Annotated in this window: 24 protein-coding genes; 7 read left to right on the top strand and 17 right to left on the bottom strand. The window is 74.4% G+C overall.

Annotated elements, in window-relative coordinates; genetic code table 11:
- Positions 1–4: 4 nt before the first annotated feature.
- Complete coding sequence (locus ACGFI8_RS39285; RefSeq protein ID WP_392812479.1) at positions 5–565, top strand: hypothetical protein; 561 nt, start codon at positions 5–7, stop codon at positions 563–565.
- Positions 566–707: 142 nt separating this feature from the next.
- Here the strand turns inward: ACGFI8_RS39285 and ACGFI8_RS39280 are convergent, their stop codons facing one another.
- Positions 708–1,532 (bottom strand): methyltransferase domain-containing protein, encoded by an 825-nt coding sequence (locus tag ACGFI8_RS39280; protein ID WP_392812478.1) that lies wholly within the window; start codon positions 1,530–1,532, stop codon positions 708–710.
- Positions 1,533–1,650: 118 nt separating this feature from the next.
- The gene (locus tag ACGFI8_RS39275; protein ID WP_392812477.1) at positions 1,651–2,178 is read right to left on the bottom strand and encodes a GNAT family N-acetyltransferase; all 528 of its coding nucleotides are present in this window, start codon (positions 2,176–2,178) and stop codon (positions 1,651–1,653) included.
- 147 nt (positions 2,179–2,325) lie between these two features.
- On the opposite strand from ACGFI8_RS39275, the gene ACGFI8_RS39270 reads away from it, so the two are divergent.
- On the top strand, positions 2,326–3,504 hold the full coding sequence (locus tag ACGFI8_RS39270) for a serine hydrolase domain-containing protein (RefSeq protein ID WP_392812476.1): 1,179 nt from the start codon (positions 2,326–2,328) through the stop codon (positions 3,502–3,504).
- A gap of 23 nt (positions 3,505–3,527) precedes the next feature.
- Here ACGFI8_RS39270 and ACGFI8_RS39265 read toward each other — a convergent pair whose 3' ends face one another.
- A complete protein-coding gene (locus ACGFI8_RS39265; RefSeq protein WP_392812474.1) occupies positions 3,528–3,827 on the bottom strand; it encodes a hypothetical protein in 300 nt (99 codons plus the stop codon).
- Positions 3,828–3,835: 8 nt separating this feature from the next.
- Positions 3,836–4,456, bottom strand: a complete 621-nt coding sequence (locus tag ACGFI8_RS39260; RefSeq protein ID WP_392812473.1) for an NADPH-dependent F420 reductase — start codon at positions 4,454–4,456, stop codon at positions 3,836–3,838.
- 279 nt (positions 4,457–4,735) lie between these two features.
- Between ACGFI8_RS39260 and ACGFI8_RS39255 the strand changes: the two genes are divergently transcribed.
- From ACGFI8_RS39255 to ACGFI8_RS39240, 4 genes are all read left to right on the top strand, one after another.
- Complete coding sequence (locus ACGFI8_RS39255; protein WP_392812471.1) at positions 4,736–5,215, top strand: CAP domain-containing protein; 480 nt, start codon at positions 4,736–4,738, stop codon at positions 5,213–5,215.
- 566 nt (positions 5,216–5,781) lie between these two features.
- Positions 5,782–7,080 carry a glutamate-cysteine ligase family protein gene (locus ACGFI8_RS39250; RefSeq protein ID WP_392812470.1) on the top strand — a complete coding sequence of 433 codons (1,299 nt, stop codon included), beginning with the start codon at positions 5,782–5,784 and terminating at the stop codon, positions 7,078–7,080.
- A 29-nt stretch (positions 7,081–7,109) separates the two neighbouring features.
- Positions 7,110–8,048 (top strand): ribose-phosphate diphosphokinase, encoded by a 939-nt coding sequence (locus tag ACGFI8_RS39245; RefSeq protein WP_392812468.1) that lies wholly within the window; start codon positions 7,110–7,112, stop codon positions 8,046–8,048.
- A 179-nt stretch (positions 8,049–8,227) separates the two neighbouring features.
- Positions 8,228–11,635, top strand: a complete 3,408-nt coding sequence (locus ACGFI8_RS39240; RefSeq protein ID WP_392812466.1) for a BTAD domain-containing putative transcriptional regulator — start codon at positions 8,228–8,230, stop codon at positions 11,633–11,635.
- A 29-nt stretch (positions 11,636–11,664) separates the two neighbouring features.
- On the opposite strand, the gene ACGFI8_RS39235 is transcribed toward ACGFI8_RS39240, so the two are convergent.
- The 9 genes from ACGFI8_RS39235 to ACGFI8_RS39195 all read right to left on the bottom strand — a co-directional run bounded on the left by ACGFI8_RS39235 (position 11,665) and on the right by ACGFI8_RS39195 (position 22,550).
- Positions 11,665–12,312, bottom strand: a complete 648-nt coding sequence (locus ACGFI8_RS39235; RefSeq protein ID WP_392812465.1) for a hemerythrin domain-containing protein — start codon at positions 12,310–12,312, stop codon at positions 11,665–11,667.
- Positions 12,313–12,347: 35 nt separating this feature from the next.
- The gene (locus tag ACGFI8_RS39230) at positions 12,348–13,352 is read right to left on the bottom strand and encodes an LLM class flavin-dependent oxidoreductase (protein WP_392812463.1); all 1,005 of its coding nucleotides are present in this window, start codon (positions 13,350–13,352) and stop codon (positions 12,348–12,350) included.
- Positions 13,349–15,757: a DUF885 family protein gene (locus tag ACGFI8_RS39225; protein ID WP_392812461.1), complete on the bottom strand. Its 2,409-nt coding sequence runs from the start codon at positions 15,755–15,757 to the stop codon at positions 13,349–13,351. Before ACGFI8_RS39225 ends, ACGFI8_RS39230 begins: the two co-directional genes overlap by 4 nt.
- A 29-nt stretch (positions 15,758–15,786) precedes the next feature.
- Positions 15,787–16,767, bottom strand: coding sequence for an ABC transporter ATP-binding protein (locus ACGFI8_RS39220; RefSeq protein WP_392812460.1), 981 nt, complete (start codon positions 16,765–16,767; stop codon positions 15,787–15,789).
- On the bottom strand, positions 16,764–17,822 hold the full coding sequence (locus tag ACGFI8_RS39215) for an ABC transporter ATP-binding protein (RefSeq protein WP_392812458.1): 1,059 nt from the start codon (positions 17,820–17,822) through the stop codon (positions 16,764–16,766). Before ACGFI8_RS39215 ends, ACGFI8_RS39220 begins: the two co-directional genes overlap by 4 nt.
- A 2-nt stretch (positions 17,823–17,824) precedes the next feature.
- Positions 17,825–18,709, bottom strand: coding sequence for an ABC transporter permease (locus ACGFI8_RS39210; protein WP_392812457.1), 885 nt, complete (start codon positions 18,707–18,709; stop codon positions 17,825–17,827).
- Positions 18,706–19,785 (bottom strand): ABC transporter permease, encoded by a 1,080-nt coding sequence (locus ACGFI8_RS39205; RefSeq protein ID WP_392812455.1) that lies wholly within the window; start codon positions 19,783–19,785, stop codon positions 18,706–18,708. Before ACGFI8_RS39205 ends, ACGFI8_RS39210 begins: the two co-directional genes overlap by 4 nt.
- On the bottom strand, positions 19,772–21,349 hold the full coding sequence (locus ACGFI8_RS39200; protein WP_392812454.1) for an ABC transporter substrate-binding protein: 1,578 nt from the start codon (positions 21,347–21,349) through the stop codon (positions 19,772–19,774). Before ACGFI8_RS39200 ends, ACGFI8_RS39205 begins: the two co-directional genes overlap by 14 nt.
- Before the next feature lie 124 nt (positions 21,350–21,473).
- On the bottom strand, positions 21,474–22,550 hold the full coding sequence (locus tag ACGFI8_RS39195) for a LacI family DNA-binding transcriptional regulator (protein WP_392812452.1): 1,077 nt from the start codon (positions 22,548–22,550) through the stop codon (positions 21,474–21,476).
- Positions 22,551–22,722: 172 nt separating this feature from the next.
- Between ACGFI8_RS39195 and ACGFI8_RS39190 the strand changes: the two genes are divergently transcribed.
- On the top strand, positions 22,723–23,343 hold the full coding sequence (locus ACGFI8_RS39190) for a helix-turn-helix domain-containing protein (protein ID WP_392812451.1): 621 nt from the start codon (positions 22,723–22,725) through the stop codon (positions 23,341–23,343).
- A 16-nt stretch (positions 23,344–23,359) separates the two neighbouring features.
- On the opposite strand, the gene ACGFI8_RS39185 is transcribed toward ACGFI8_RS39190, so the two are convergent.
- Genes ACGFI8_RS39185 through ACGFI8_RS39170 form a run of 4 tightly spaced genes read right to left on the bottom strand, consistent with a single transcriptional unit; the run spans position 23,360 to position 25,756 of the window.
- Positions 23,360–24,223: an alpha/beta hydrolase family protein gene (locus ACGFI8_RS39185; RefSeq protein WP_392812449.1), complete on the bottom strand. Its 864-nt coding sequence runs from the start codon at positions 24,221–24,223 to the stop codon at positions 23,360–23,362.
- Positions 24,223–24,420 (bottom strand): hypothetical protein, encoded by a 198-nt coding sequence (locus tag ACGFI8_RS39180; RefSeq protein ID WP_392812448.1) that lies wholly within the window; start codon positions 24,418–24,420, stop codon positions 24,223–24,225. Before ACGFI8_RS39180 ends, ACGFI8_RS39185 begins: the two co-directional genes overlap by 1 nt.
- Entirely contained in the window at positions 24,417–25,436 is a 1,020-nt protein-coding gene (locus ACGFI8_RS39175) for an LLM class flavin-dependent oxidoreductase (protein WP_392812446.1), read from the bottom strand. Before ACGFI8_RS39175 ends, ACGFI8_RS39180 begins: the two co-directional genes overlap by 4 nt.
- On the bottom strand, positions 25,433–25,756 hold the full coding sequence (locus ACGFI8_RS39170; protein WP_392812444.1) for a TIGR04076 family protein: 324 nt from the start codon (positions 25,754–25,756) through the stop codon (positions 25,433–25,435). Before ACGFI8_RS39170 ends, ACGFI8_RS39175 begins: the two co-directional genes overlap by 4 nt.
- Position 25,757 lies beyond the last annotated feature (1 nt).

Here is a 25,757-nt window from a genome sequence, read left to right as displayed (position 1 = left end):
GGGCGTGGCCGTCGCGCAGGCCGCGAGCAGCAGCAACGCCGTGCAGGAGGGCCGGGGTCCGGGCGGGCGCGGCGGCGCGCCCGGGTTCCCCGGCGGCGGGCCGGGCGGCAACGGCCAGGGCATGCCGGGCGGCAACTTCCAGGGCGGGCCCGGCGGCAACGGCTTCCAAGGCAACGGCTTCCAGGGCAATGGCGGATTCGGCCGCGGCGGCGCGGGCGGGCTCGGCGGCATGCTGCACGGGGACTTCGTGGTCAAGAACGGCAACGGGCAGTACGTCACGGAGCGCCTCCAGACGGGCACCGTCACGGCGGTGAGCGCCACCTCGATCACCGCGAAGAGCGAGGACGGTCACGCCACCACGTTCGTCGTCGGCGAGAGCACGCGGGTCAGCAACGGGATGTCGACGATCTCCGACGTGAAGGCCGGGGACACCGTCACCATCGTCGGCCTGGTCTCCGGCGACACGGCGACCGCGACCGAGATCATCGACATGGCGCTGATGCGCCAGCGCAACGGCGGCGGTCAGCGCCCGGGTGCGACACCGCGCCCGACCCGCACCACCTGACGCCGCACCACCTCAGCGCCGCCGACGGCACAAAACGGGACGTGACCGAAATTCCGGGAATGTCCGTCACGGAGTGGCGGACATTCCCGGACGAGAGCTCCATTTGGCACCTTGCTGCAGCCGCCGAACCCGCAGCCGATGGTCAGGGGCGCCAGATCACGACCTCGATCTCGCGGGTGCGCTCGGCGAAGCGGCCCGAGGGCGACGCCGTGGTCAGCAGCCGGCGCAGGTCGGCCTCGAACGCGCCGCAGCGCTCGCCGAACAGGTGCGGGGTGGAGAACGACTGCGAGTACACCGAGGCGACCAACTCGTCGGCGCCGCGCTCGACCACGCCGCCCGGCCAGGCGACGAGCCGCCGCGGGCCGAGGTAGCCGGCGGCGCGCATCACGTCTTCCTCGCCGCCGCGCGTGCCCTGCGGGAGGGTGCCGCGCCCGGCCCGGCGGACCGGCCCGAGGTACTCGCGCACGAGCGCGTCGACCTCGTCCCACGGCGGGCGCGGGTGCGGCAGCGCATCGTCGCCGTCGGTGCCGTCGAGGCCGCGGTGCGTCATGGCCCCCACGTGCACCCAGGCGCCGCCGGGCCCGAGCATGCCGCGGACCCGCTCGGCGACCAGCGGTTGGTCCATCCAGTGAAACGATTGCGCGAACGCGACGACCCGGAACTCGCCGAGGTCCGCCGGCAGCTCTTCGGCGCGCAGGACGCGCCAGTCCACGCCCGGTGCGCGCCGGGCCGCCTCCGCGATCATCCCCCGGTCGGCGTCGACCCCCACCGCGGCGGCGAAGTGCGGGGCCAGGAGCGTCGTCAGCGACCCCGGCCCGCAGCCGACGTCGAGCAGCCGCCCGGTGCCGTCGAGGCCGAGCTCGTCGCGGATCGTTTCGGCCAGCCGTGGCGGGTAGGGCAGCCGGCCGACGCCGTAGTGGACGGCGGTCCCCGCGAACAGGGTCTCGTCCCACTCCCAGCTGGTCATGTCGGAACCTCCGCTTCGCTCCGGACCGGTCATGCCGGAACCTCCGCTACGCTCCGGCTGCGGCATGACTGGGACCTGAACCAATGATGACCGGCCCCTCCGCTTCGCTCCGGACCGGTCATGCGAGCGGCTTCGTGAGCGTCTCGAACGCCAGGTCCGGGCGGCGGGGGCGGCCGAAGCGCTCGTCGCCGTACGGGAACGGGCTGATCTCGCCGGTGCGTGCGTAGCCGCGGCGCACATACCACGCGATGAGGTCCTCGCGCTGCACGATGACCGTCATCCGCAGCTCGGGGGCGCCCCACGCGTCGCGGGCGTGGCGCTCGGCCTCGGCCAGGACGGACGCGCCGAGGCCGCCGCCCTGACGGACCGGGTCGACGGCGAACATACCGAAGTACGCGTAGCCGTCGCGCCGCTCCAGCTGGCAGCAGGCGACGGGCGCGCCGTCCGCCTCGGCCAGCAGCACCAGGCCGGCCGAATCGGCGATCGCCCCGGCGACCATCTCCGGATCGGTGCGCTGGCCGTCGAGCAGGTCGGCCTCGGTGGTCCAGCCGGCGCGGCTGGACTCCCCGCGGTACGCGGACTGGACCAGGCCGACCAGGGCGGGCACGTCGCCGGCGGCGGCCCTGCGGAAGGTGATCGGTTGCATCCGCACATCATGCCCCGGGCGCCGCGGATGCTCCGGCCAGCCCTACCTTCGACCGGCCGGGTGGCGGGATGGCCCGCGGATCGGCGTTCTTCGAGGCTGGATGGCATGCAGGAGCAGATGTCACCGAGCCGGCGCGGGGATCGCCGGATGCTGCTGAGGGCGGGGGCGGCCGCCGTCGCCGCGACCGTGCTGGCGCCGGCCGGGCGCGCGGCCGCGGCCCCGGCCGCGGATGCCCCGGCGCCGGCCGGCACCCGCGACGGGCTGCGCGACGAGCTGCGGGGCGCGCTGGAGGACCTGCGCGCCATGGGGGTCACCGGGGCGCAGGGGCAGATCTCGATCGGCCGCCGCGACGTCGTCGCGCGCGCCGGCGTGGCCGACCTTGGCACCCGGGCGCCGATGCCGGCCGCGGGGCGCTTCCGCATCGGCAGCAACACCAAGACGTTCGTGTCCGTGGTCGTCCTGCAGCTGGCCGGCGAGGGCCGGCTGTCGCTGGACGACACCGTGGAGCGCTGGCTGCCCGGCGTCGTGGCCGGCAACGGCAACGACGGCGCGCGCATCACGGTCCGGCAGCTGCTGCAGCACACCAGCGGCCTGTACAACTACGTCGACGACCTCGCCGCGATCGGGTCGGCCGAGCAGTACGTGCGGCACCGCTACGACCACTATGACCCGGCCGACCTGGTCGCGATGGCGATGCGCCACGCGCCGAACTTCGCGCCGGGCGAGCACTGGGACTACTCCAACACCAACTACGTGCTCGCCGGGATGATCGTGCGGCGGGTGACCGGGCGCTCGTGGGCGGAGCAGGTGCGCGACCGGATCACCCGGCCGCTGGGGCTGCGCGACACGTACTTCCCGTACGACCACCCGTCGCTGCCGGCCTCGTCGGCGCGGGCGTACCAGCAGTTCGCGCCGGGCGGCCCGCTCGTCGACGTCACCGAGTTCAACCTGACCGCCGCCGACGCGGCCGGCGGCCTGGTCAGCACGACCGACGACCTGGCCCGGTTCTGGCGCGCCCTGCAGCGCGGCGAGCTGCTGCGCCCGGCGCAGGCGGCCGAGCTGCACCGCACCGTGCTCGCCGAGACCTTCCAGGAGATCCGCGCGGGAATGCGCTACGGCCTGGGCATCTTCTGGGTCCCGACCCGCCGCGGCGGGTTCTGGGCGCACCCCGGGGGCGTGCCCGGCACCTCCACCTTCAACGGCGTCAGCGACTCCGGCGACCGGGCGGTCGTGGTGTACCGCACCACCGGCCTCGCCGACCCCGCGGCCGGCGGCGCGCTGGACGCCCGGGCTCTGGCACTCGTCGAACATGTCATGAGCGGCTGATCCGCACAGCGGCGGGCGGCTCGTCACGCCGGCTCGCGGTAGGCGTGGACCTCCCACGTCCCGTCGTCGCGGCTCAGCCAGCCATCGATCGCCCCGCCAACCTCGGCGAACATCACCACCCGGTCGTACACCCAGTCGGCGAAGTCGTCCTGCTCCTGCTCGGCGAGACCGGTGCGCACCGCGGCGCCGAACGTGATCAGGCCCGTGCCCTCCAGCGGCGAGGCGGCCAGCACGCCGATGACCCGCTCGTCGTCGGGGGCCACGTCGTCGCGCTCCTCGACCTCGAGGTAGCCCCCGTCCGGCATCTCCACCAGGAACGCCACGGCTGTCCTCAGCGGCTGGCGGCGGCGAGGCCGGCGAGGACCCCGGCGGCGTCGCGGTCGGTGCCGTACACGGGCGTGCCCGGCTCCTGCCGCCAGCTGTCGTCGAGCCCGCCCGAGTCGACCGGGTCGAAGCCGAGCTCGTCGACCAGCCCCATGACGAGCCGCTTCGCGGTGGCGTCGTCGGCGGCCACGGGCAGCGCGATGCGGCCCTGACCACCAGGCGGGCGGCCCAGACTGAGCAGGTGCCCCGACTGGATGGTGTTGAAGACCTTCACCAGCTGGGCACCGGGCAGGTGCTCGGCCGTCCAGCGGCTCGACGTGGTCCCGGCCTCGATCTCGGCGATGCGACCGTCGCGGGACGGGTAGTAGTTGTCCGCGTCGATGACCACGCGGCCCGCCAGGTCGGCGGCGGGCAGGCCGGGGACGACCCGCAGCGGTACCGCCAGGACGACCAGCTCCGCGCGGGCGGCGTCGGCGACGGTGCCGGCGGTCGCGCCGGTCTCGGCGGCGAGGCCAGCGAGCGAGCCGGGCCCACGCGAGTTGGCGACGGTGACGTCGTGCCCAAGCTCGCGCCAGCGGCGGGTCAGCGTGCCGCCGATGTGCCCGGACCCGATGATGCCGATCTTCATGCGTCTCCCCCCAAGAGCGCCACGAGCCGTGCGGTTCCTACGCTACCCGCGCCGCCACCCGGCGCCCCGGCGATTGCCGCACGGCGCGCCGCGACCCGCCGGGCCCCCTGAATCCGTCGCTGCCGTCACCCTCACGGGTGAATTGTCCGGCCTCGCGGCGACCGCACTGAGCGCGCCGTAGCGCATCAATGGTGCGAAAGCCGGAGTTTTCGCAGAGTCCGCCCGGATGGCCGCAATCTCCATAGTTTCAGGCCATACGCACTACTTCGTGGAGGTGATATGGGATTCCGGAAGGGTGTCGCCGTGACGCTCGTCGCGGGTGCGGTCGCGGCGGGCGCGGCGGTTCAGGCCGGGCCGGCCTTCGCGGCCGACTACGGCATGGTCCGCGGGGTCGTCGCCATCACCAACAGTGTCCGCGCGCGAGCCGGCTGCGGGCCGGTCACGCAGAGCCCGCGCCTCAGCTACGCCGCGTGGCAGCACTCGCGAGACATGGCCGGACGTGGTTACTTCTCGCACGGGTCGCCGGGCGGTGGCTCGCCCGGCACCAGGGTGCGAGCCGCCGGCTACCGCTGGTCCACCTACGGCGAGAACATCGCCTGGGGCCAGCCGGACGCGCGGACCGTCATGAACGCGTGGATGAACAGTCCCGGCCACCGGGCGAACATCCTCGACTGCCGGTTCCGCAACGTGGGCGTGGCCGTGGCCTACGACTCCCGCGGCCTGCCCTTCTGGACCCAGGACTTCGCCAGCCCGTGGTAGCGAGCACCGTCGGCGCGCGTCGGGCGCGGACCACCATCGGCATCGCGCCGGTGACGGCCGTCACCCGGCGCGCACCGCCGCGGCCCCGGGCGCCCGATTCGACCGAGCGACCCCGCCCGGCATTCCTGTGGCTTGATCGCAGCGGCCCCGCGAACGGGCCGCGACACATTGCTGGCCGCCATTCCCGCGCCCGCCCGCCGACCGGGCACAGCAGCGGCGGGGCGGCCGGAAACGCGTTCTTGAAGCGGCAAAGAATACCAATCAAAAACCGACACACGTCGATCTTGCATGCCAAGAGCGGCCGATTTCGCGCCGCCGGCAGGATCCGGCGCCCGGGCGGCGCCGGACCGCAGATCTTGCGGGCATCCAGTGCCTTCCCATCGAGTGTTCATCGCGCGTTGTCCTCTGGCGCTGGACAGAACGCCCCGCTGACCTCCTAATTGAATGCACTCGCCCGGCAGCCCGCCGCCGGTCGGGCCGCCGCTTCACCATGCACCTGAACGATCACTTTTCGCCACCACCAACACCAGCCTGGGTACCACGCACCCTTCGTCCGGGAGGCCGCCGTGAACGACACGACACCCGCCATCCTCCTCACCGAGGCCACCGCCGCCGCGTATGTCGCCGCCGCCGGGTTCCGGGTCGGGCCGGTCGGGCGCGTCGGGGTGGAGCTGGAGTACTGCGTGCGCGATCCGCGTCGGCCCCAGCACCGCCCGTCACCGGCGCGGCTGCTCGGCCTCCTGGCTCACCTGGGCAACCCGCTGCCGGGCGGCAGCGCGGTCACCATCGAGCCCGGCGGGCAGCTGGAGCTGTCCAGCGCCGTCGGCGCCTCGCTGACCGAGTGCACGAGCGCCGTCGCGGGCGACCTGGCGCTGGTGCGCGCCACGCTGGCCGACCACGGCCTGTACCTCGACGGCACCGGCCTGGACACCGTGCGCCGGCCGCGACTGGTGACGGATCACCCACGGTACGTGGCCCTGGCCGAGTACCACGACCGGGCGGGCACGCGCGGGCGTACCGTGATGACCAATTCCGCCTCGATCCAGGTGTGTCTCGACTCGGGTACCGACGAGAACGGCTCCGAGACCGACGACTGGTCGCACTTCGCGCGGCGCTGGTGGCTCGCGGACGCCATCGGCCCGGTGATGATGGCCGCCTTCGCCAACTCCCCGCACGTGACCAAGGCCGGCCGGCGCTGGGCTTCGTACCGCCAGGCGCTGCGTTTCGGCACCGACGCCAGCCGCACCCGCGCGCCGCGGCGCACCGCCGACCCGCGCACCGCGTGGGCGCGCTACGCCCTCGCCGCGAAGGTCGCGATGGTGGCGCCGGCCGAGGACGACCCGGCCGTCGAGGCCGGCGGCCGCTGGCTGGTGCCGAGCGGCCTGACCATGCGCGACTGGCTGCGGGGGCACGGCCCGCGCCCCGTGACCCTCACCGACCTCGAGCGCCACCTCGGCACGCTGGTGCCGCCGGTGCGTCCGCGTGGCTACCTGGAGTTACGGATGATCGACCAGCAGGCCGGCGACGACTGGATCGTGCCGGTCGCGGTCGTCACCGCGCTGCTCGACGACCCGGAGGGCGCACAGGCCGCCGCCGACGCCACCGAGCACCTGCGCTCGCCGCTGCGCCGGCACCGCGACTGGCTCGGCGCCGCCCGCGACGGCCTCGCCGACCCGGCGCTCGCCGCCGCGGCGCTGGTCTGCTTCACCGCGGCGCAGTCGGTGCTCGCCCGCCGTGGCGCGCCGCTGCCGGTGCGTGACGCGGTGGCGCAGTTCCTCGACCGGTACGTCCTGCGGGGCCGCTGTCCAGCTGACGACGCCCGGCAGCAGCGTGATCGGCGGGTTGGTGTGGTATCAACGGGATGACCAGACCCCGGCCCCGAGGAGTTACGCCCGTGCGCGACATCGCCGTGTTCAGTGGCAGCGCGCACCCCGCGCTCGCGGAGGAGATCTGCGCGCAGCTCGAGGTGCCGCTGCTGCCCGTTCGGGTGGACCGCTTCGCCAACGACTGCCTCGAGGTGCAGCTGCAGGCCAACTGCCGCGAGCGCGACGTGTTCCTCATCCAGCCGCTCGTGCCGCCGGTGCAGGAGCACCTCGTCGAGCTGCTGCTCATGCTGGACGCGGCCCGCGGCGCGTCCGCGGCGCGCACGACGGTGGTCATGTCGCACTACGCGTACGCGCGCTCGGACAAGAAGGACGAGCCGCGCATTTCGATCGGCGGACGGCTCGTCGCGGACCTGCTCACCGCCGCGGGCGCCAGCCGGGTGCTCACGCTGACGCTGCACTCGCCGCAGGTCCACGGCTTCTTCTCGGTGCCCGTCGACCACCTGCACGCGCTGCGCGAGCTTGCCGGGCACTTCCGCGGCCACGACCTGTCCAACAGCGTGGTCGTGTCGCCGGACCTGGGCAACGCGAAACCGGCCTCGGCGTTCGCGAGGATGTTGTCGGTACCCGTGGCGGCCGGCGCCAAGCAGCGCTTCTCCGACGACCGCGTCGTGATCGGCACCGTCATCGGCGACATCGAGGGCCGCGACGTGATCGTCCTGGACGACGAGATCGCCCGCGGCAGCACCGTCTTCGAGCTCATCGACCGCCTCCGCGAGCGCGGCGTGGCGAGCATCAGGGTGGCGTGCACGCACGGCCTGTTCACCGGTGACGCGCTGCGCCGGCTGCAGGAGCAGGACGACGTGCTGGAGATCGTCTGCACCAACAGCGTGCCCCTGCCGAAGGACAAGTGGGTGCCGAAGCTGCGCGTGCTGTCGATCGCCCCGGCGATGTCGGAGGCGATGCGCCGCATCCACAACGGCGAGTCGGTCAGCTCGCTGTTCCACTGACGCGCGGCGGCCGTCCACGGGCCGCCGGCGGCGCCGGGATCCGCGGGTGTCCGATCTCTGCGGTCCCGTTGTTCGCGGCTCGTCGTTCGTGGTCGGATGTTCGCGCCCTTCGCCGCCGGCCTCGCGACGCACACCGCCGCCCGACCTGACGTGAGTGAACCCCGTGATCGTGACCCGCCGTGACTGAGCCGGTGCCGAGCGCCGAGCGGCTCGACGACACGGAACCGGCGCGGCGCGGGCCGGCCGAGGGTCCGGGCGCGCCGGCCGTCCGAATCGCCGTCCTCGGGCCGCTGCACACCGAGGTCGGCGGCGCCGCCGTGGACGCGGGCGGTCCGCGGCAGCGCGCGGTCCTGGCGCGCCTGGTCGCCGCCGGCGGGCACGTCGTGCCGACCGACCGGTTCATCGACGACCTCTGGCAGGGCGAGGCGCCGCCGAAGGCGCTCGCCGCGCTGCAGGTCTACGTCTCCAACCTGCGCCGGGCCCTCGAGCCGGGCCGGGCGCCCCGCACCCCCGCGACGGTGGTGGTCTCGGCCGCACCCGGATACGCGCTGCGCCTGCCCGACGACCGGGTCGACGCGTGGCGCTTCGAGGCCCTGCTGCGCCGCGGCAGCGAGCTGGCCGAGCGCGACCCGCGCGCCGCCGACCCGCTGCTGCGCGCGGCGCTGGATGCCTGGGCCGGCCCCGCCTACGCCGAGTTCGCCGACGAGTCGTGGGCCGGCCCCGAGGCCGCCCGCCTGGAGGAGCTGCGTCTGGTCTGCGTCGAGACGGCCGGACGGGTGGCGCTGCGGCTCGGCCGCGCCGCGCTCGTCGTGCCCGAGCTGGACCGCCACGTGCAGGAGCATCCGCTGCGCGAGGAGGCCGTGCACCTGCTCGCGGCCGCCCTGTACCGGGCCGGACGCCAGGCCGACGCCCTGGCCGCGCTGCGCCAGGCCCGCCGGCGCCTCGGCGACGAGCTCGGCGTCGACCCGGGGCCGGCGCTGCGCGCCCTGGAGGCCGACGTGCTCGCGCAGGCCCCGCATCTGTCCAGAGACGCTCCGGTCGCGGATTCCGCTGCCTCCACCACGCCCCGCGGCCCCGCCGATCCGGGCGTCGCCACCCGGTCCGCCGAGGCCGTCGGGCGCGAGGCCGAGCTGGACGCGCTCGCCTCGATCGCCGCCTCCGCCGAACGCGGCGGGCTGCGCATCGTCTGGGTCGGCGGGGAGCCCGGGGCGGGCAAGACGACGCTGCTGCGAGCGTTCGGCGCGACGATCACCGAGCGTGGCTGGCGCGTCGCGTGGGGACGATGCCCCGAGGTCGACGGCGCGCCGCCCGCGTGGGCCTGGGCCGAGGTGCTGCGCGAGCTGTCCACCGGCGGCGGCGTCGACGACCGGCTCCGGCCCCTGCTCGACGGGCGCGGCGACGACCCGGCTGGCGACCAGTTCCAGCTCGCACAGGCCGTCGGCGAGCGGCTCGGGTCGGGCGGGCCGCTGCTCGTCGTGCTCGACGACGTCCACCGCGCCGACGGCGAGACCCTGCAGGTGCTGCGGCACGTCGCCGTCGCGCTGGCCGAGCGCGCCGTGCTCATCGTCGCCACGTTCCGCAGCGGCGAGACCCCGCCGCAGCTGGGGTCGGCCCGCGCCGCGCTCGCCGGCCCGCGCTCGGCCGAGGTCGTCGTCGGCGGGCTCGGCCCGCAGGCGGCAGCGCGGGTGCTCGCCGGGCACCTGGGCGCGCCGCTGGACGAGGAGACGGCCGCGGTCGTGCACGAGCGCACGGGCGGCAACCCGCTGTTCCTCGCCGAAACGGCACGGTTGATCTCCGCGGAGGGCGCCGGCAGCGCGGTACGCGCGATCCCGTCGGGCATCGGGCACGTCCTGCGGCGCCGCCTGGCCCGGCTGCCCGCGCCCGCGCAGACGGTACTGCGGCACGCGTCGATCCTCGGCCGCGACGTCGACATCGACGTGCTGACCGAGGCGTTCGCCGAGGACGAGGACGCAGTGCTCGACGCTCTGGAGGCGGGCGTCCTCGCCGGGCTGCTCGAGGAGCCCGCGCCGGGCCGGGTACGGTTCGGTCACGCCCTGCTGCGCGACGTGCTGTACGACGACATGCCCCAGCTTCGCCGTCGGCGCTTGCACGAGCGTGTGCTCGCCGTGCTCGAGCGCAACAGCCCCGACGACGTCGCCGCCCTCGGCCACCACGCTCTCGCCGCGGCGACCCCGGCGACCGCCGCGCGCGCCGCGGGGCACGCGGCCGCTGCCGCACGCCAGGCGACCGCGCTGTTCGCGCACCGCGAGGCCGCCCAGTTGTACGCCGGGGCGCTCGACGCCCTTGCCCTGCGGCGCCCGGCCGACCCCGCGCGCCGCCTCGACCTGCTGTGCGGCCTGATCTCGGCCCGGGCCAACTCCGGCGACGCGATCGGCGCCCGCGCGGCGCGCGCCGACGCGGTCGACACGGCCCTGACGCTGCTCGGCGCCGGCGAACCGCGGCACGACGGCGCGGCACCGGGCGACGCCGTCCCCGACGTTGGTGCGCCGGCCGGCGCCGAGCCGCTCGCGCGAGCCCTGGCCGCGTTCGACGCGCCGGTCGCGTGGACCATCCGCACCGCCCGGGGCGCCGACGCGCGGCTGGTCTCGCTGCTGGAGCAGACCCTGGCCCGGCCGGACGTGCCGGCGGGGCTGCGCTGCCGGATGCTGGTCACGCTCGCGTACGAGCTGGAGGGCGAGGACCTCGCCCGGTGCGCCGAGGCCAGCGCCGAGGCACTGCGCGTCGCCCGCGCCGACGGCGACCCGCTGCTGTTGTGCCAGGCGCTGAACGCCCGGTACTTCGCGGTGCTGAACCCGCAGCGCCGCCACGAGCTGCCCGGCGTGGGCGAGCAGCTCCTGGACGCCGCCGAGCGGGCCGGGTCGCTGGGCTTCCAGGCGCAGGCACACCACGTGCTGTACCAGATGGCGCTCGAGCGCAGCGACCTGCGGCTGGCACAGGAGCACCTGGACCGCGCCCTGGAGCGCTCCACCGCCGGCCAGCTCGGCGTGATCCTGTCGGTGATGGCGTTGCTCGGCGCGATCCGCGCCCTCTTCGCCGGCGACCACGCCACGGCCGAGCGGCTCTACACGGAGCTGGGCGAGCGCATCGAGGCCGCCGGCCAGCCCAACGCGAAGCTGGTCGGCATGAGCGGAGTGTTCTTCGTCCGGCTCGCGCAGGGCCTCGGCCACACCTTGCTGCCGGTGCTCCACTCGGTGCGCCCGTTCGCCCCGGCCGACGTCGACGAGCTGATCGTGCGCGCCCTCGTCGACGGCGGCCGGCTGGACGAGGCCCGGGCCCGCTGGACGCCGCAATACCCGATCCGCGAGGACTACTACTGGCTGGCCTGGATGGGCGTGCGCGCCGAAAACGCGGTCGCGCTCGGCGACGCCGACGTGGCGGCCGGCTGCTACGCGGCGTTGCTGCCGTGGGCCGGCCAGTTCGCCGGCCTGGCGAGCGGGACCGTCACCGGCCCGCCGGTCGACCTGCTGCTGGGCCGCCTGGCGGCGCTGCTGGGGCGCCCGGCGCACGAGCATTTCGCGGCCGCCCGGGCACTGGCCGCGCGGACCGGCGCGACGCCCTGGATGTAACGCATCCCGGGCCCGCACCGGACCGCGGCTCAGCCGAAGATCAGGCGCTCGCGGCGCCGGAAGCCGGGGCGCACGGCGGCGAGTGTGAGCCGCAGCACCGGGCCGGCCATGCGGACGAGCTCGCCGAGCTCGTCGGCGGTCGCGTACCGCTCGATGCGCGGCAGCTCGAAGCCGGCCTTCGAGCCCTTGCGGACCGCGTCCTCCACGCGCTGCCACTGTTTGTGCGTGACGTACCGCCGGATCACCGGAAACACCGTGCGCTCCTCGTCGTCGATGTGCTCGTCGAGCAGGTCACGCAGCGTGGCCAGGCTGTCCGACAGCCGCCCGGCCGCCTCCGGGTCGCCGGGCGCGGCGGCCAGCGCGGCGGCCTCGGCGCGCACGCGGTCGAGCAGCGGGTCGAGCTCCCGGTGGTCGTCGGTGAGCTCGGCCAGGTCGACCTCGGCGCCGGCGGTCTCGCGCAGCACCGGCCACAGCACGTCATCCTCCGCCTGGTGATGGTGGTGGATGCCGTCGCACAGCTCGCTGAGGTACCGCCGGATCGCTCTCGCGCGACCCGGCGTGCCCTGTGTGCGCCCCTCCGCCATCGCGCGGGTCACGTCGGCGAACCGGCGTGCGTCCCCGCGCATCGAGCGGTGGTTGATCGTGATGCCGAGCAGGTTGGGTTCGGTGTTCGTCATGCGGTACAGCAGAAGCCCGAACGGTTGGCGGGCACTTAATGTCCGCTTGGCGCGCCTCCCAGGGCGGGCAGGACCTCGGTCCCGAGCACGTCGACCGCCTCCCGCACGTCCGGGCCGAGCGGCGGCCCGAACGACAGGTGCGTCGCCCCGGCCGCGCGCAGCGCCTCGCAGCGCTCGACCACCTGCCGCACGCTGCCGGTGATCCCCAGCGCCAGCATCGTGTCGTCGACCAGCCGGGTCGCCGCCTCCAGGCCGTCTCGCTCCATCACCGCGGTCACCGGCTCGAAGTCCTCGACGGACAGGCCCGCCCGGGACAGCAGGTACGGGGCGAACGACGGCCCGTAGTAGGCGATCTTGGCGGCCAGGGCGCGGCGGGCGGCCTCGGCGTCGTCGGCGACCGAGACCCAGAAGCAGGCCGGCACGTCGACGTCGGACGGCGACCGGCCGGCGTCCTCGACGCCGCGCAGCACCTGGGCCCGCGCCTGCGTGAAGTGCTCCGGCGGGTACAGCAGCGGCAGGACGCCGTCGGCGAGCCGGCCCGCCATCTCCAGCATCTTCGGGCTCATCCCGCCGACGTAGACCGGCACCTGCTGGGCCAGCGGGAAGCGCAGCTCGGCCATGCGGCCGAACCACGACGGCAGCTTGCCGTCGACGTCGTGCGCGCCGAGCATCGTCCGCGCGACCCGGACGCTCTCCGCCGTCTTCGCCAGCGGCCGGTCCCGCTCGATCCCGGCCCAGGCGAGGAACTCGGCCGAGCCGGCCGCGAGGCCGAGCAGGAAGCGGCCACCGGTCGCCTCCTGCATGGTCGCCGCCATCATGACGATCTCGGAGATGTGCACGGAGTAGGGGTTCATGATCCCGACGCCGAGCTTGAGCCGTTCGGTCCGGGCCGCCAGCACCCCCAGCAGCACCGGGGCGGAGCGCAGGAACAGGTCGTTGGACACCCACAGCTGGTCGAAGCCGTACCGCTCGGCACGCTGTGCCAGGTCGACGAGGGTGGCGACGTCAAGGTCGTTGTTGACCCGCAGCGAGTACGTCATCGCGCGACTCCCTGCGCGTCGACCTCGACCTCGACGAGGAAGCCGGCGCCGACCAGCGACCCGACGACGTAGGTGCTGTTGGCCGGGGCGACGTCGCCGAGCGCGTCCGCGTGGGCCCGGGCCGCCTCCTGCCAGTCCGCGGCGGGGGCCAGCAGCAGGCGGGTGCGCAGCACCGAGGTCCGCGCGCCGCCGAGCCGCTCCACCGCCGCGATCGCCCGGCGCAGGCACTCGGCGGTCTGCGCGTACGTGTCGCCGGGATGCAGGGCCGACCCGTCCGGGCCGTGGGCGGTGGTGCCGCTGACCGCGATGGCGTCGCCCTGCCGCGCGGCCCGCGCGTAGCCGGCGGTCTCCTCCCAGCCGGTACCGTCGCGGAACCTCGGGCCGGGCTCCGGGTCGGGCATGGGACCGGCGCCGGGCTCCGGGTTGGTGCCCTGGGCCGGATCCGTGTACTCCTCGATCCGCACGACCCGCCCGTCGCGGACGTCGACCCGCATCATCGCGTCGACGGCCAGCGGCGCGCCCGTGCGCCGCTCCCGGCCCCGGAAGACGCAGCGCTGCGCGTAGCCGTCGGGCAGGACGTCGATGCGCACGTCGGTGGCGTGGAAGTGCTCGTAGTGCTCGGCGATGCGGCGCACGGCGTCGACGCTCTCCGCCTTGTCCCGGCCGATCCCGTCGTGATTGTGCCACACCTGGATGTCGTCGGCGTACAGCCGCTCGACGCGCTGCGCGTCGCCGGAGGTGATGGCGTCGAGGAGATCCTCGGCGAGCCGCCGCAGGTCGACGGCGGCCGCGGCGAGCGCGTCGGCACGGGCGAGCTCGCCGGCGTCGCCGAGCAGCTGCAGCCGCTGCACCGCGAGGGGCACGTTGCCGTCGGACCACAGCGCGTCGTGGAAGGCGCGCAGGTCGAAGCCGTCGCCGCCGCGCCGGGCCGCGTCCGCCAGCAGGCGCAGCAGCTGGACCTTGCCGACCTGGTAGGACAGTCCCAGCCCGGGCGTGGCCGCGAACAAGGCGGCCTCCTCGCGGGCGGTCTCGGGGTCGACGGGCACCAGTTCCCGCAGCATCCGGGCGGCTCCGTCGATGTCCACCTCGCCCAGGGCGAGCCTGACGTCGACCTCGACCCGGATGGCGCGCAGCCGCATGAAGTTGTAGACGATGGCGCGGGTCAGCGGCGCGTCGTCGAACAGGCCGGCCTGCAGCATCATCTCCTCGTTGTAGAAGGCGATCCCCTCGTTGGGCACCGAGTCGTAGAAGCGCCGGTGCGCCGGGTCGGGGTGCCGCCAGGTCAGCGCGAGCTGCTGGTAGTGCGCGCCCTCGTGGATGATCCCGGCCCGGGTGTCGGCGGCGTTGGCGCGGTAGAAGTACGGCAGGTCCGCCGACGGCGCCGGCACGTAGCTGATGCCGTCGCGGTCGAGCCGGTGCTCGTCGGTGAGGTCGTCGGAGACGCCGAGCCAGCGCAGCGGCTCCAGGTAGTCCGGCCGCGGGAGGTTGCGGTAGTGCCGCAGCGTCGCCGGCTGCGACAGCAGGCCGCGCTCCTCGTAGAACGCGCGCACCTCGAGCTCGGCCGCCCGCTGCGACGCCGACTGCTCCTGCGCCGACGCCGGCGGCGCCGGCCACCGCGGCGGCCCGGAGCGGACCCGCTCGAACAGCTCGAAGGCGGTGGCCCGGTCGCGTTCCTGCGCGCCGAGGGCGAGGATCTCCGCGGTCGAGTACGGCAGCAGGGCGACGCGGTGCAGGAAGAAGCCGAACGCCTCGGCGCCGACGGGCTCGTGCGGCGAGCAGGACGGCAGCAGGTCGGTCAGCCACGCGCGCCAGGCCGCGAGCGCCGCCGCGGCGTCGTCGGCGGCCGTGCGGGCGGCGTCGCGCCAGGCCTCGTCGAGGTGCGGGGCGAGCAGCCCGATCGACGTCCGCAGCTGCTCGGGCGCGTCGGCGCTGTCGCGCAGCGCGAGCTCGGCGAACTCGCGGGTCGCCGTGGTCGCCAGGTTTTCCCGCGCGGTGTCGAGCGTCGCCGGGATCCAGCGCAACCGGGCGACGACGTCCTCGCTGCGCGCGGCGTCGAACAGGTCCGGGGCCAGCAGCGCGTCGTAGATGTGCCCGATCGTCTGGTCGAGGTAGAACCAGGGGTCGCGCTGCCAGCTGCGCACGATGTCGAGCTCCCAGCGGACCCGGGAGGTCGCCGAGCCGAGCAGCCGCCGCGGTACCTCGACCGCGGGGTCGTCCGACGGCGCGACGGCGGCCAGGTCGCGCTCGACGCCGGCGAGGAAGCGCCGGTCCTCGGCGACGCTCGCGGCGTCCCACGCGGGGCGCCAGCCAGCGGGGCGCACGACCCTGGGGATGTCGTCGCGCGTGCGCGGGACGCGCGCCAGCCGCCAGGCCCAGAAGCGCTCGGTCAGCTCAGCCAGAACCACTGTCAGTCACTCCTTCGTCGGTACGGTGCTCACGGGCCGAGCGGCACGAGCGGGCGGGCCGGCTCGCCGGGGCTCTGCAGCACACAGGCGGTGGCGCGGCCCCCGGCGAGCACGGCAAGGGGCGGGTCGTGGCGGGCGCACTCCGGGCGCACGAGCGGGCAGCGCGGGTGGAACCGGCAGCCGGCCGGCGGCCGCGCGGGGTCGGGCACGTCACCGGGCAGCTCGACCGGGAGCGTGCCGGCGCCGTCGGCGCGCGGGATGGCCGAGATCAGCGCCCGCGTGTACGGGTGGGCGGGCGCCGACCACAGCTCCTGCGTGGGCCCGACCTCGACGACGCGGCCGAGGTACATGACCGCGGTGCGATCGGCGATCTGGCGTACCACGGAAAGGTCGTGCGAGATGAACACCATGCCCATGTCGAGCTCGCGGACCAGGGTCACGAGCAGGTTGGCCACCGCCGCCTGCGCCGAGGCGTCCAGCGCGCTGATCGGCTCGTCGGCGATGATGCAGCTCGGCTGGGCGGCGAGGGTCCGCGCGATCGCGATGCGCTGGCGCTGCCCGCCACTGAACTCGTGCGGATAGCGGCCGGCGGCGTCCGCGGCCAGCCCGACCCGCTCCAGCAGCTCGCCGGCCCGGTCGGCGGCCGCCGGCTTCGCGAGGCCGTCGAGGACGAACCCGTCGCCGATCTGCTCGCCGACCCGGCGGCGCGGGTTGAGCGACGCGTACGGGTCCTGGAAGACCATCTGCAGCCGGCGCAGCTCGCGCGGCCGCCGGCGCCGGCCCAGCGGGCTGACCGGGCGGCCGTCGAACCGGACCGCGCCCGCGGCGGCGGGCAGCAGGCCCACCATCGCGCGGCCCAGCGTCGACTTGCCGCAGCCGGACTCGCCGACCAGGCCGAGGATCTCGCCACGGCGCAGGCTCAGGTCGACGTGGTCGACGGCCCGCAGCGTCGGGGCGCCGCGCCGGTGATACTCGACCGCGAGCCCGGTCGCTTCCAGAAGGGCGCTCACTCGGCACCTCGCATCGGGTCGGGGACGCGCAGCGGGTCGGGCGGGCAGGCCGCGGCGTGCCCCGGGCCGTCCGGGCCGTCTGGGCCGTCCGGGCCGTCTGGGCCGTCCGGGCCGGCTGGGCCGCCGGGGCCGACCGGGACCGGCACCGGGCGATCGGTGCGGCAGGCGGGGACCGCGAAGGCGCAGCGCGGGTGGAACGGGCACCCGTCGGGCACCCGGCCCAGCGCCGGCGGGCTGCCCGGGATCGGGTTGAGCGCCGCCGCCCCGCCCTCCGGGTGCGGCAGCGCGTCGAGCAGGCCGCGGGTGTACGGATGCCGGGGCCCGGTCAGGACGGCCTGCCGCGGCCCGATCTCGGCGACCCGCCCGCCGTACATGACGCAGATCCGGTCGGTCACCGCGGACATCACGCCGAGGTCGTGGGTGATGACCACGACGGCGAGGTCCTGCTCCTGCCGGAGCCGGTCGAGCAGCCGCAGGATGCCGGCCTGCACGGTGACGTCGAGCGCGGTCGTGGGCTCGTCGGCCAGCAGCAGGCGCGGCTGGCAGGCCAGCGCCACCGCGATCGCGATGCGCTGGCGCATGCCGCCGGAGAACTGGGCGGGGTGCGCGGCGAGCGCCCGCTCCGGATCGGGAATGCGCACGGTCGCGAGCAGCTCGACGGCCCGGGCACGCGCCTCGGACCTGCGCAGCCCGAGGTGGTGGCGCATGTGTTCGGTCAGCTGGGTCTCGACGCTGAGCATCGGGTGCAGGGCCGTGGACGGGTCCTGCGACACCATCGCGATGTGCCGGCCGCGGACCGAGCGCAGCTCCTTGGCCGGCATCGCCAGCAGGTCGCGGCCGTCGAACACGGCGCGCCCGGTGGTCCGGGCCGCGTGCGGGAGCAGGCCGAGCAGCGCCAGCGCCGTCATGGTCTTGCCGCTGCCGCTCTCGCCCGCGATACCGAAGATCTCGCCCGCGTCGACGCGGAACGACACCCCGTCGACCGCCTTGCGCGGCCCGCCGCGGGTGGCGAGCCAGACCGTGAGGTCCTCGACCTCGAGCAGTGCGCCTGCCATGTCTACTCCCTGATGGCGCGCGCGGTGCGCGGGTCGAGGGCGTCGCGGAGCATGTCGCCGACGAAGTTGAACGCCAGCACGACCGTGAGGATGGCCAGGCCCGGGAACAGCCCGACCCACCAGCGGTCGAAGTTCTCGGCCCCGGCCGCGACCATGGCACCCCACTCGGCGGTGGGCGGCTGCGCGCCGAGTCCCAGGAACGACAGGCCGGACAGCAGCAGCACGGCGCTGCCGACGTCGAGCGCGGACATCACCAGGATCGGCCCGGCGACGTTGGGGCGCAGGTCGACGAACATCGTGCGCAGCGCCGACGAGCCGAGCAGCCGGCTGGCCGTCACGTACTCGGCGTTGCGCGCCGACAGCACGAGGCCGCGCACCAGGCGGGCGTACGAGGGCCAGGACACCACCACGACCGCCAGCACCGCGTTGCGCAGCTGCGGCCCGAGCGCGGCGGCCACGGCCATCGCCAGGATGATGCCCGGGAAGGCGAACACCATGTCGGCCAGGCGCATCAGGGCGCCGTCGACCCAGCCGCCGAAGTAGCCGGCGACGGTACCGACGACGGAGCCGAGCACGGTGGCCAGTGCGACGAGCGCGAACGCCAGCGGCAGCGAGATCCGGGCGCCGTAGATGACCCGGCTCAGCACGTCGCGGCCGAGCTCGTCGGTGCCGAAGAGGTGCTGTGCGGACGGCGGCTGCAGCTTCGGCGACACCTGGTCGAGCGGTCCCTGGGGCGCGAGCAGCGGCGCCAGCACCGCGACCAGCACCCACAGCACGACGAGCACGGCGCCGACGATCGCGAGCGGCTGCCGCCACGGCGAGCGGGCCGCCCGGTCCCGGCGCGCCCGGGTGCCCCGGTTGTTCCCTGTCGGGTCGGGCGCGGTCATGTCAGTCGGATCCTCGGGTCGATGACCCCGTACAGGAGGTCGACGAGCAGGTTCATGACGATGTAGATGACGGCCACGACGACGCTGACGCCCATGATGGCGGGCAGGTCGAGGTTGACCGCGCTGCGGTACGCGTACTGCCCGAGGCCCGGCCAGGAGAAGATGTTCTCGACGAGGACCGCGCCGGACAGCAGGCTGCCGAAGGCGACGCCGGCCACGGTGATGATCGCGACCAGCGCGGGGCGCAGCACGTGGCGCAGGATGACGACCCGCTCGGGCAGGCCCTTGGCCCGGGCCGCGCGGACGTAGTCGTTGCCGAGGATCTCCAGCACGGACGCGCGGGTGAAGCGCATGAGCATGCCGACGGTGTAGACGGCGAGCACGAGTGACGGCAGCACCAGGTGACGCACGGCCGACGACCAGACGTCCCACTGGCCCGCGACCGCCGCGTCGATGACGTAGAGGCCGGTGACGTGGGGCGGGGCGGTCATGCCGGGGTCGAGCCGGCCGCCGCCGGGCAGCACGCCCCACTTGAAGAAGAGCAGGTAGAACGCCACGAGCGCGACCCAGAACGTGGGCATCGAGACGCCGCCCAGGCTGAGCACCCGCAGGATCTGGTCCGGCCAGCGGTCGCGGGTGACGGCGGCGACGGTACCGAGGGCGACGCCGACGAGCAGCGAGAGCACGATCGCGAAGACCGCGAGCTCGATCGTCGCCGGCACGTACTCGGCGAGGTCCTCGGCCACCGCTCGGTGGCTCTGCTGGGACTGGCCGAGGTTGCCCTGCAGCAGGTTGCCGAGATACGTCACGTACTGCACCGGCAGCGGCTTGTCCAGGCCGTACTTGGACCGGAAGGCGGCGACGGCGGCCGGGTCGCCGATGGCGCGCTGACCCAGGTTCGCGGTGGCCGGGTCGCCCGGGACCAGCTGGGTCAGGACGAACGCGACCAGCGTGATCCCGACACACAGCAGCGCGGCCGTGGCGACGCGCAACGCGAGGAACCGCGGGAGCCCGCCGAAGCGGGCCGGACGACGCCGGCCCGCCCCGGTGGCCGCGGCCGGGTCAGCCGAGCTCACGGATGTTGACCAGCCAGACCGCGTTGGACTGCAGGTTCTTCACCGACTTGGCGCTGACGAGGATCTGCGCCGACTGGATCAGCGGCATGATCGGACCGGACTTGTTCATCGACTGCTGGATCTGCTGGTACAGGCCGGCCCGCTGGCCGTCGTCGATGGTCGTCGCCGCCTGCTCGCCGAGCTGCTCCAGCGCCGGGTCGGCGCCCTTGGCCCAGCCGGCGCGCAGGCCGACGAGCTGACCGGGCAGGAAGTTGAGGTAGTCGCTGGGGTCCGGGTAGTCCGGGCCCCACTGCCACAGCCCCATCTCCTCCTTGCCGCCGCGGTAGGTCTCCAGCGCGGCCTGCACGGACGCGGGCGCCAGGTTGACGGTGATGCCGACGTCCTTGAGGTTGGCCTGGACGCGGGCCGCGAGGTCACCGAAGTTGAGCCCGTTGACCTGGACGTCGCTGGGGTAGCTCAGGGTCACGGTCGGGTTGGACAGGCCCGAGGCGGCGAGCGCGGCCTTGGCCTTGTCGACGTCGCGGGTGACCGCGTCGCCGGCCTTCAGCGCGCCGAGGAACATCGACGGGACGACGCCCGGCGCCTGGACCGCGCCCTCGCCCGCGAGCTCGATGAGGCCCTTGTAGTCGACGCCGTACCGGACGGCCTCCTGGAACTTCGGGTTGGTGGTGGTCTTCGAGATCGCCGGGTTGTTGTTCGTGAACAGGAAGAACACGTTCGGCGAGGCGCCGCTGACCACCTGCAGCGCGTCGAGCCCCTTCGCCTGGTCGGGCGAGAGGTCGACCGCGATCTGCGACTCGTTCTTGAGGACGTTGAGCCGCTGCACGTTGGCCTGCACGTTGCGCACGACGACCTTGTTGTACGTCGGCTTCGTGCCCCAGTAGTTGTCGTTGGGGGTCAGCACGACCTGCGTGGTGGTGCTGAAGCTGTTGAGCACGTACGGGCCGCTGCCCTGGGACTTGGAGTTGAGGAAGCTCTCCGCGGTGTCGGTCTTGTCGGCGTCCTCGGCGTCGGTGCCGCCGTTGGCCTTGACCACCTTGGAGTTCAGGATGCCCAGCGCGGGGTTCGGCACGATGAACGGCACCGCCGCGTTGGCCTTGTCGCTGGCGATGACCACGGTGGTCGCGTCCGGGGCGGTGACCGTCAGGCCGTCCATGAGGAACGACGGGTTGCCCTTCAGGTTCTTCACGCGGTTGAGCGAGAAGACGACATCGGCGGAGGTGACCGGGGTGCCGTCGGAGAACTTCGCGTCGGTGCGCAGCTTGAACGTGAACGTCTTGCCGTCGGGCGACGCGGTGTAGGACTCCGCGAGGTCGGGCACCGGCTTCGCGACGTCGCTGCCCTTGAACGTGAGCAGCGTGTCGTACATCGCCTCGCCGATCATCAGACCGCTCGGCTCGAACATGCGGCCCGGGTCGACGGTCTTGAGCTGGAATGCGTTGTCGATGACGAGCGTTGCGCCCGCCTGCTGGCTGTTCGACGAGGAGTTCGAACCACCGCACGCGGCGAGCGTGACCGTCAGTGCCAGGGCAGCTGCCAGCGCCCCAGCAGACCGGATCTTCATGCGGGCCTCCAAGGCCGGACTACAGAAAGGTTGCCGGCGGACGTCACGACCGCCTTGAGCAAACGTTTCCACAGACTTGCTCAGTGCCAGGTCAGTGTCAAGGGTGCCGCCGCGCTCGGCGAGATCACGGTTTGGCGACGAGGCAGGACTGGCGGACCACCAGCTGCGCGCCGACGCGGTATTCGGTCCAGGCGCCCTGATCGGCGTCGACCTTGCCGGCGATACGTTCGAGCAGGATGTTCACCGCCAGCTCGCCCATCCGCGCGGCGTTGTTGTCCATGACGGTGACCGCCGGATCCCACCATCGCAGCAGGTCGGCGTCCTCGTAGCACAGCACGCTGAGGTCGTCGGGGATCCGCACCTTGCGCTCGCGCAGCGCCGGCAGCAGCCCGAAGGCCGACTCGTGGTTGGTGACCAGCACCGCGGTCGGCCGGCGGCGGGCGGGCAGCGCCAGCAGCCGCTTGACCGCCTCCACGCCCGAGGCCGGCTCCAGCGCGCCCTGGAACACCAGGTCCTCGCGGTAGGCGACGCCCGCCTCGTCCAGCGCGAGCCGGTACCCGGCGAGCCGCTCATAGCCCGACGTCACCTCCGCGGGGCCGGCGACCACGGCGATGCGGCGGTGGGACAGGCCGAGCAGGTGCCGCGTCGCCTCCCGCGCGCCCTCCAGCTCGGCGCCCAGCACGCAGTCGCCGGCGGGGCGCCGCGGCTGCCGGGCGAGGTGCACCACGGGGATGGCGGTGTCGCGCAGCCGCTCGACGGCCGTCGCGTCCGAGCCGACGACGATGATGCCGTCGACGTTGTGGTCGCGCAGCGTCTCGACGTAGGCGCGCTCCTCGTGTGCGTCGTCGCCGGTGACGCACAGGACCATGTGGTAGCCGGCCGCCTTCAGCCGGTGGTGCACGATCTCCGCGATGACGTGGAAGGACGCGTTGACGAGGTTGGTGACGACGAGCCCGACCAGCCGGGAGTGGTTGGTGCGCAGGCCGCGGGCGAGCGCGTTGGGGCGGTAGCCGAGCTCGTCGGCGACCCGGCGGACCCGCACCCGGGTGGCCTCGCTGACCCGCCCCGACCCGGACAGCGCGCGGGAGGCCGTGCTGAGGGAGACCCCGCTGGCCTCCGCGACCTGACGAAGGTCCGCGACCACTGCATCGTCCTCTCCCGCACCGGCGCCGCGTTGCGCCCCGGCGATACGTTGCCTCATCGGGTCGTGTTGCGCAAACGTTCTCACATGTTGCGCAGCCGTTTCGGAGTATAGATGCACGTGAGAACACCCGAAACTGTGGCACGGATGACCGCGGATCGGGGACTTTCGGGGTCCTCACCGCCGGACCAAGTTCGATAGGATTGAACAAGTTTCGGCAGGAGGTTCGAAGGTGCGCACGACGGCAAGGCAGGACCGCGTCGAGAACAGCGGGCAAGCGCTGGTCGGCGCGCGGATGCGCCAGTTCCGCAAGGAGCGCGGGCTGACGCTGCGGGGCCTCGCCACCCAGTCCGGCCTGTCCATCGGGTTCCTCTCCCAGGTCGAGCGGGGCATCTCGGCGATCGGTCTGACCGCCCTCAACGGCGTGGCCGCGGCGCTGGACCGCCCGGTCTCCGAGTTCTTCCACGCCGACGACCAGGCGGCACCGCCGCAGGTGCCGACCGACGACCTGCCGGAACATTTCACGTTGACGCGCGCCCAGAACGGCGCGACCGAGTACGTGTCCGGCCAGACCACCTACCGCATGCTCTCCGACCGCGGCCCGCACCTGGTGCTCGAGCCGATGGTCGTGCACATCGCCCCCGGCGGGCGCCGCGAGGAGGCCTACGGCCACGCCGGCGAGGAGTTCGCCTACGTGGTGTCGGGCGAGCTGCTCTACGAGGTCAACGGCATCGAGCACCGGCTCTTCCCGGGCGACAGCCTGCACCTGCGCTCCAGCACCCCGCACCGGCTCTACAACGACACCGACGCGGTCACCACCGTGGTCTCGGTGGTGACCCCGCGGCTGTTCTGAAGATCGCTGTTCACTCTCACGTCAAAATTTCGTTGACCGCGTCCATCGTCGCCGCCCAGGCCGGCGTGTGCGGGTCGATCACGTCGAAATGGTCGGCGGCCAGCTCCAGCCGGACCACCCGGTCGCCGGCCGCCAGCGCGGCCCGGGCGTAGCGGCGGGACATGTCGACGAGATCCAGGCCGTCGCCCCGGCCCTGGACCACGACCACCGGCACACCCAGCGGCAGCCGCAGCAGCGGGTCCGCCGCCGCCAGCGCGGCCTCGTCGCCGCGTAGCGCCGCCGCGACCGCGCCGGTGCCGATCCCGCGCCGCTTGCCCTCGGCCAGGTCGAGCACGCCCGCCTGCGACACGACCACCGACACCGCGCCGGGCGCGTCGGCCGCCGCCCGCACCGCGAGCTGCCCGCCGGCCGAGTGACCGAACAGCACCAGCCGCGACGGGTCGACCCGGGGGTCGGCCGCGCCCGCGAACGCCAAGCCCGCGGCGACGTCCGCCGTCGTGGCCGGCCAGCCGTGGCGGTCCGGGCGCCGGTACTCGAGGTTCCACGCGGCGAACCCGCGCTCGGCCAGGTCGATCGCCATCGCGTCCATGAGGTCGGCGCCCCAGACCGACCGCCAGAAGCCGCCGTGCACCAGCACCGCGACGGGCGCCGGGCCGGTGCCGGCGGGCAGCCGCAGCTCGCCCCACTGCTCCGGCTCGGGCCCGTAGGCGATCCGCCGGGCCGGGCGCCGCAGCCGGTGCACCGCCCGCCGGACGGCCCAGGTGACACCCCAGATCTCACGGCCCTGGTGATGCTCCGACCCGGGCGCGACGGGTTGCGGCCCGGTCGCGGTCAGGTCGAGCCACACGGTCCGCGCGGCGTGGGCGCCCGGCGCTGTCATCAGCCGCCGGGCCGGTGCCGTTGGCCCGGGCAGCGCGACGACGGCGCCGGTCGTCCCCCCCCCAACGCCGACGCGAGGTCCTGCGCCTCGCGGACGGCGCCGTCCACCCCGAGCCCGGCGAACTCGGCCTCGGCCAGCTCGCGCACCAGGTCGAGGTCGGCGACCAGGCCCGGGCCCACGATCACGTCGACGTTCACGCCGCCTCCCGCCGCAGCAGGGGCAGCACCGCGCCGCCGAGCAGGTCCACGCCGCCCTCGTCGGTCAGCCCGTGCGGCGTGCCGAACTCCACCCGCCCGACGCCGGCGTCGATCAGCGCCTGTGCCTGCGCGGCGACCTGCTCCGGGGTGCCGGAGAACGCGAAGAGGTCGAGCACGTCGTCGGGCACGAGCCGGCCGGCGGCCTCGTGCTCGCCCCGGTCGACCAGGTCGGCGACGCGACGCACGAGATCCGCCGGTACACCCGCGGTCGGGTCCAGCTCGGCGACGACCGCGAGGTACATCGCGACCTCGGTGCGGGCCTTGGCCCGGGCGGCGGCCCCGTCGCGGTCGACCACGGTCACCGCGCCGAGCACGATCCGCACCTCGTCGACCGACCGGCCGGCCGGTTCAGCGCCCGCCCGCAGCCGCTCGCGCACGACGCCGGCCATCGCCGGGTTGGCGCTGCCGCCCACCTTGATCTCGGCCGCGATCCGGCCGGCGAGCGCCGCACCCTGCGGGCCCCAGGCTCCGATCAGCAGCGGCGGGTCGGGGCGCTGGACCGGATAGCGCAGCGCGACGCCCGGCGCGAGCCGGAACACCCGGCCGTCGAAGCCGTCGGTCCGGCCGGCGAGCAGGCGGTAGACGACCTCGGCCGCCTCGCCGAGCGCGGCGATCGGCCGGGGCTGGTCGATCCCGACCGCGCCGAGCCAGGTGCCCCGGGCCAGGCCGAGGTAGGCCCGGCCGGCGGAGGCGAGGTCGAGCGCGGCGACCTGACCGGCGATCTCGTAGGGCGCCATCGAATACGGGTTGAGGCAGGCCGCGCCGAGCCGCACCCGCGTGGTCGCACCGGCCATCTCCAGCAGCGGGAAGATCGGCGGCTGGAACATGAGGTCGCCGAAGACGGTCAGTACGTCGAACCCGTGCGCCTCGGCCGCCCGGGCGAGCCGGGCGTAGTCGCCGGGCCGCTTGTCGCTCTGGATGCCCAGGCCGAGCTCGACCCCCATGCGAGCACTCACGTGAGGTCGCCCGATCGCATCCCGCGGCGCCGGGTGCGCTCGACCCGCATCACCAGGCGCTCCTCCGGATCGGGGCAGCAGAACAGGGTGTCGCGCTCCAGCCAGTCGCCGGCCGGGAGCGCGCGCTGCTTGGCCGCCAGGAACGGCAGGACGGCGGCCAGGGCGTACACGCAGAAGTGCTTGCCGTCGGGCAGCCGCAGGTGGGCGCTTTGCTCCAGCTCGAAGCAGTCACCGACCGCCATCCCGCAGACCGAGCGGCCCTCGATGTGGTCGACGGTGACCCGCAGGTCGTAAAGCTCCATGTCGTTGTCTTCGGACATT

The sequence above is a fragment of the Dactylosporangium sp. NPDC048998 genome, from assembly GCF_043197855.1.
Lineage (GTDB): Bacteria > Actinomycetota > Actinomycetes > Mycobacteriales > Micromonosporaceae > Dactylosporangium.
The sequence above is the reverse complement of the archived record's forward strand: the minus strand, read 5'-3'. Positions and strand labels throughout refer to the sequence as shown.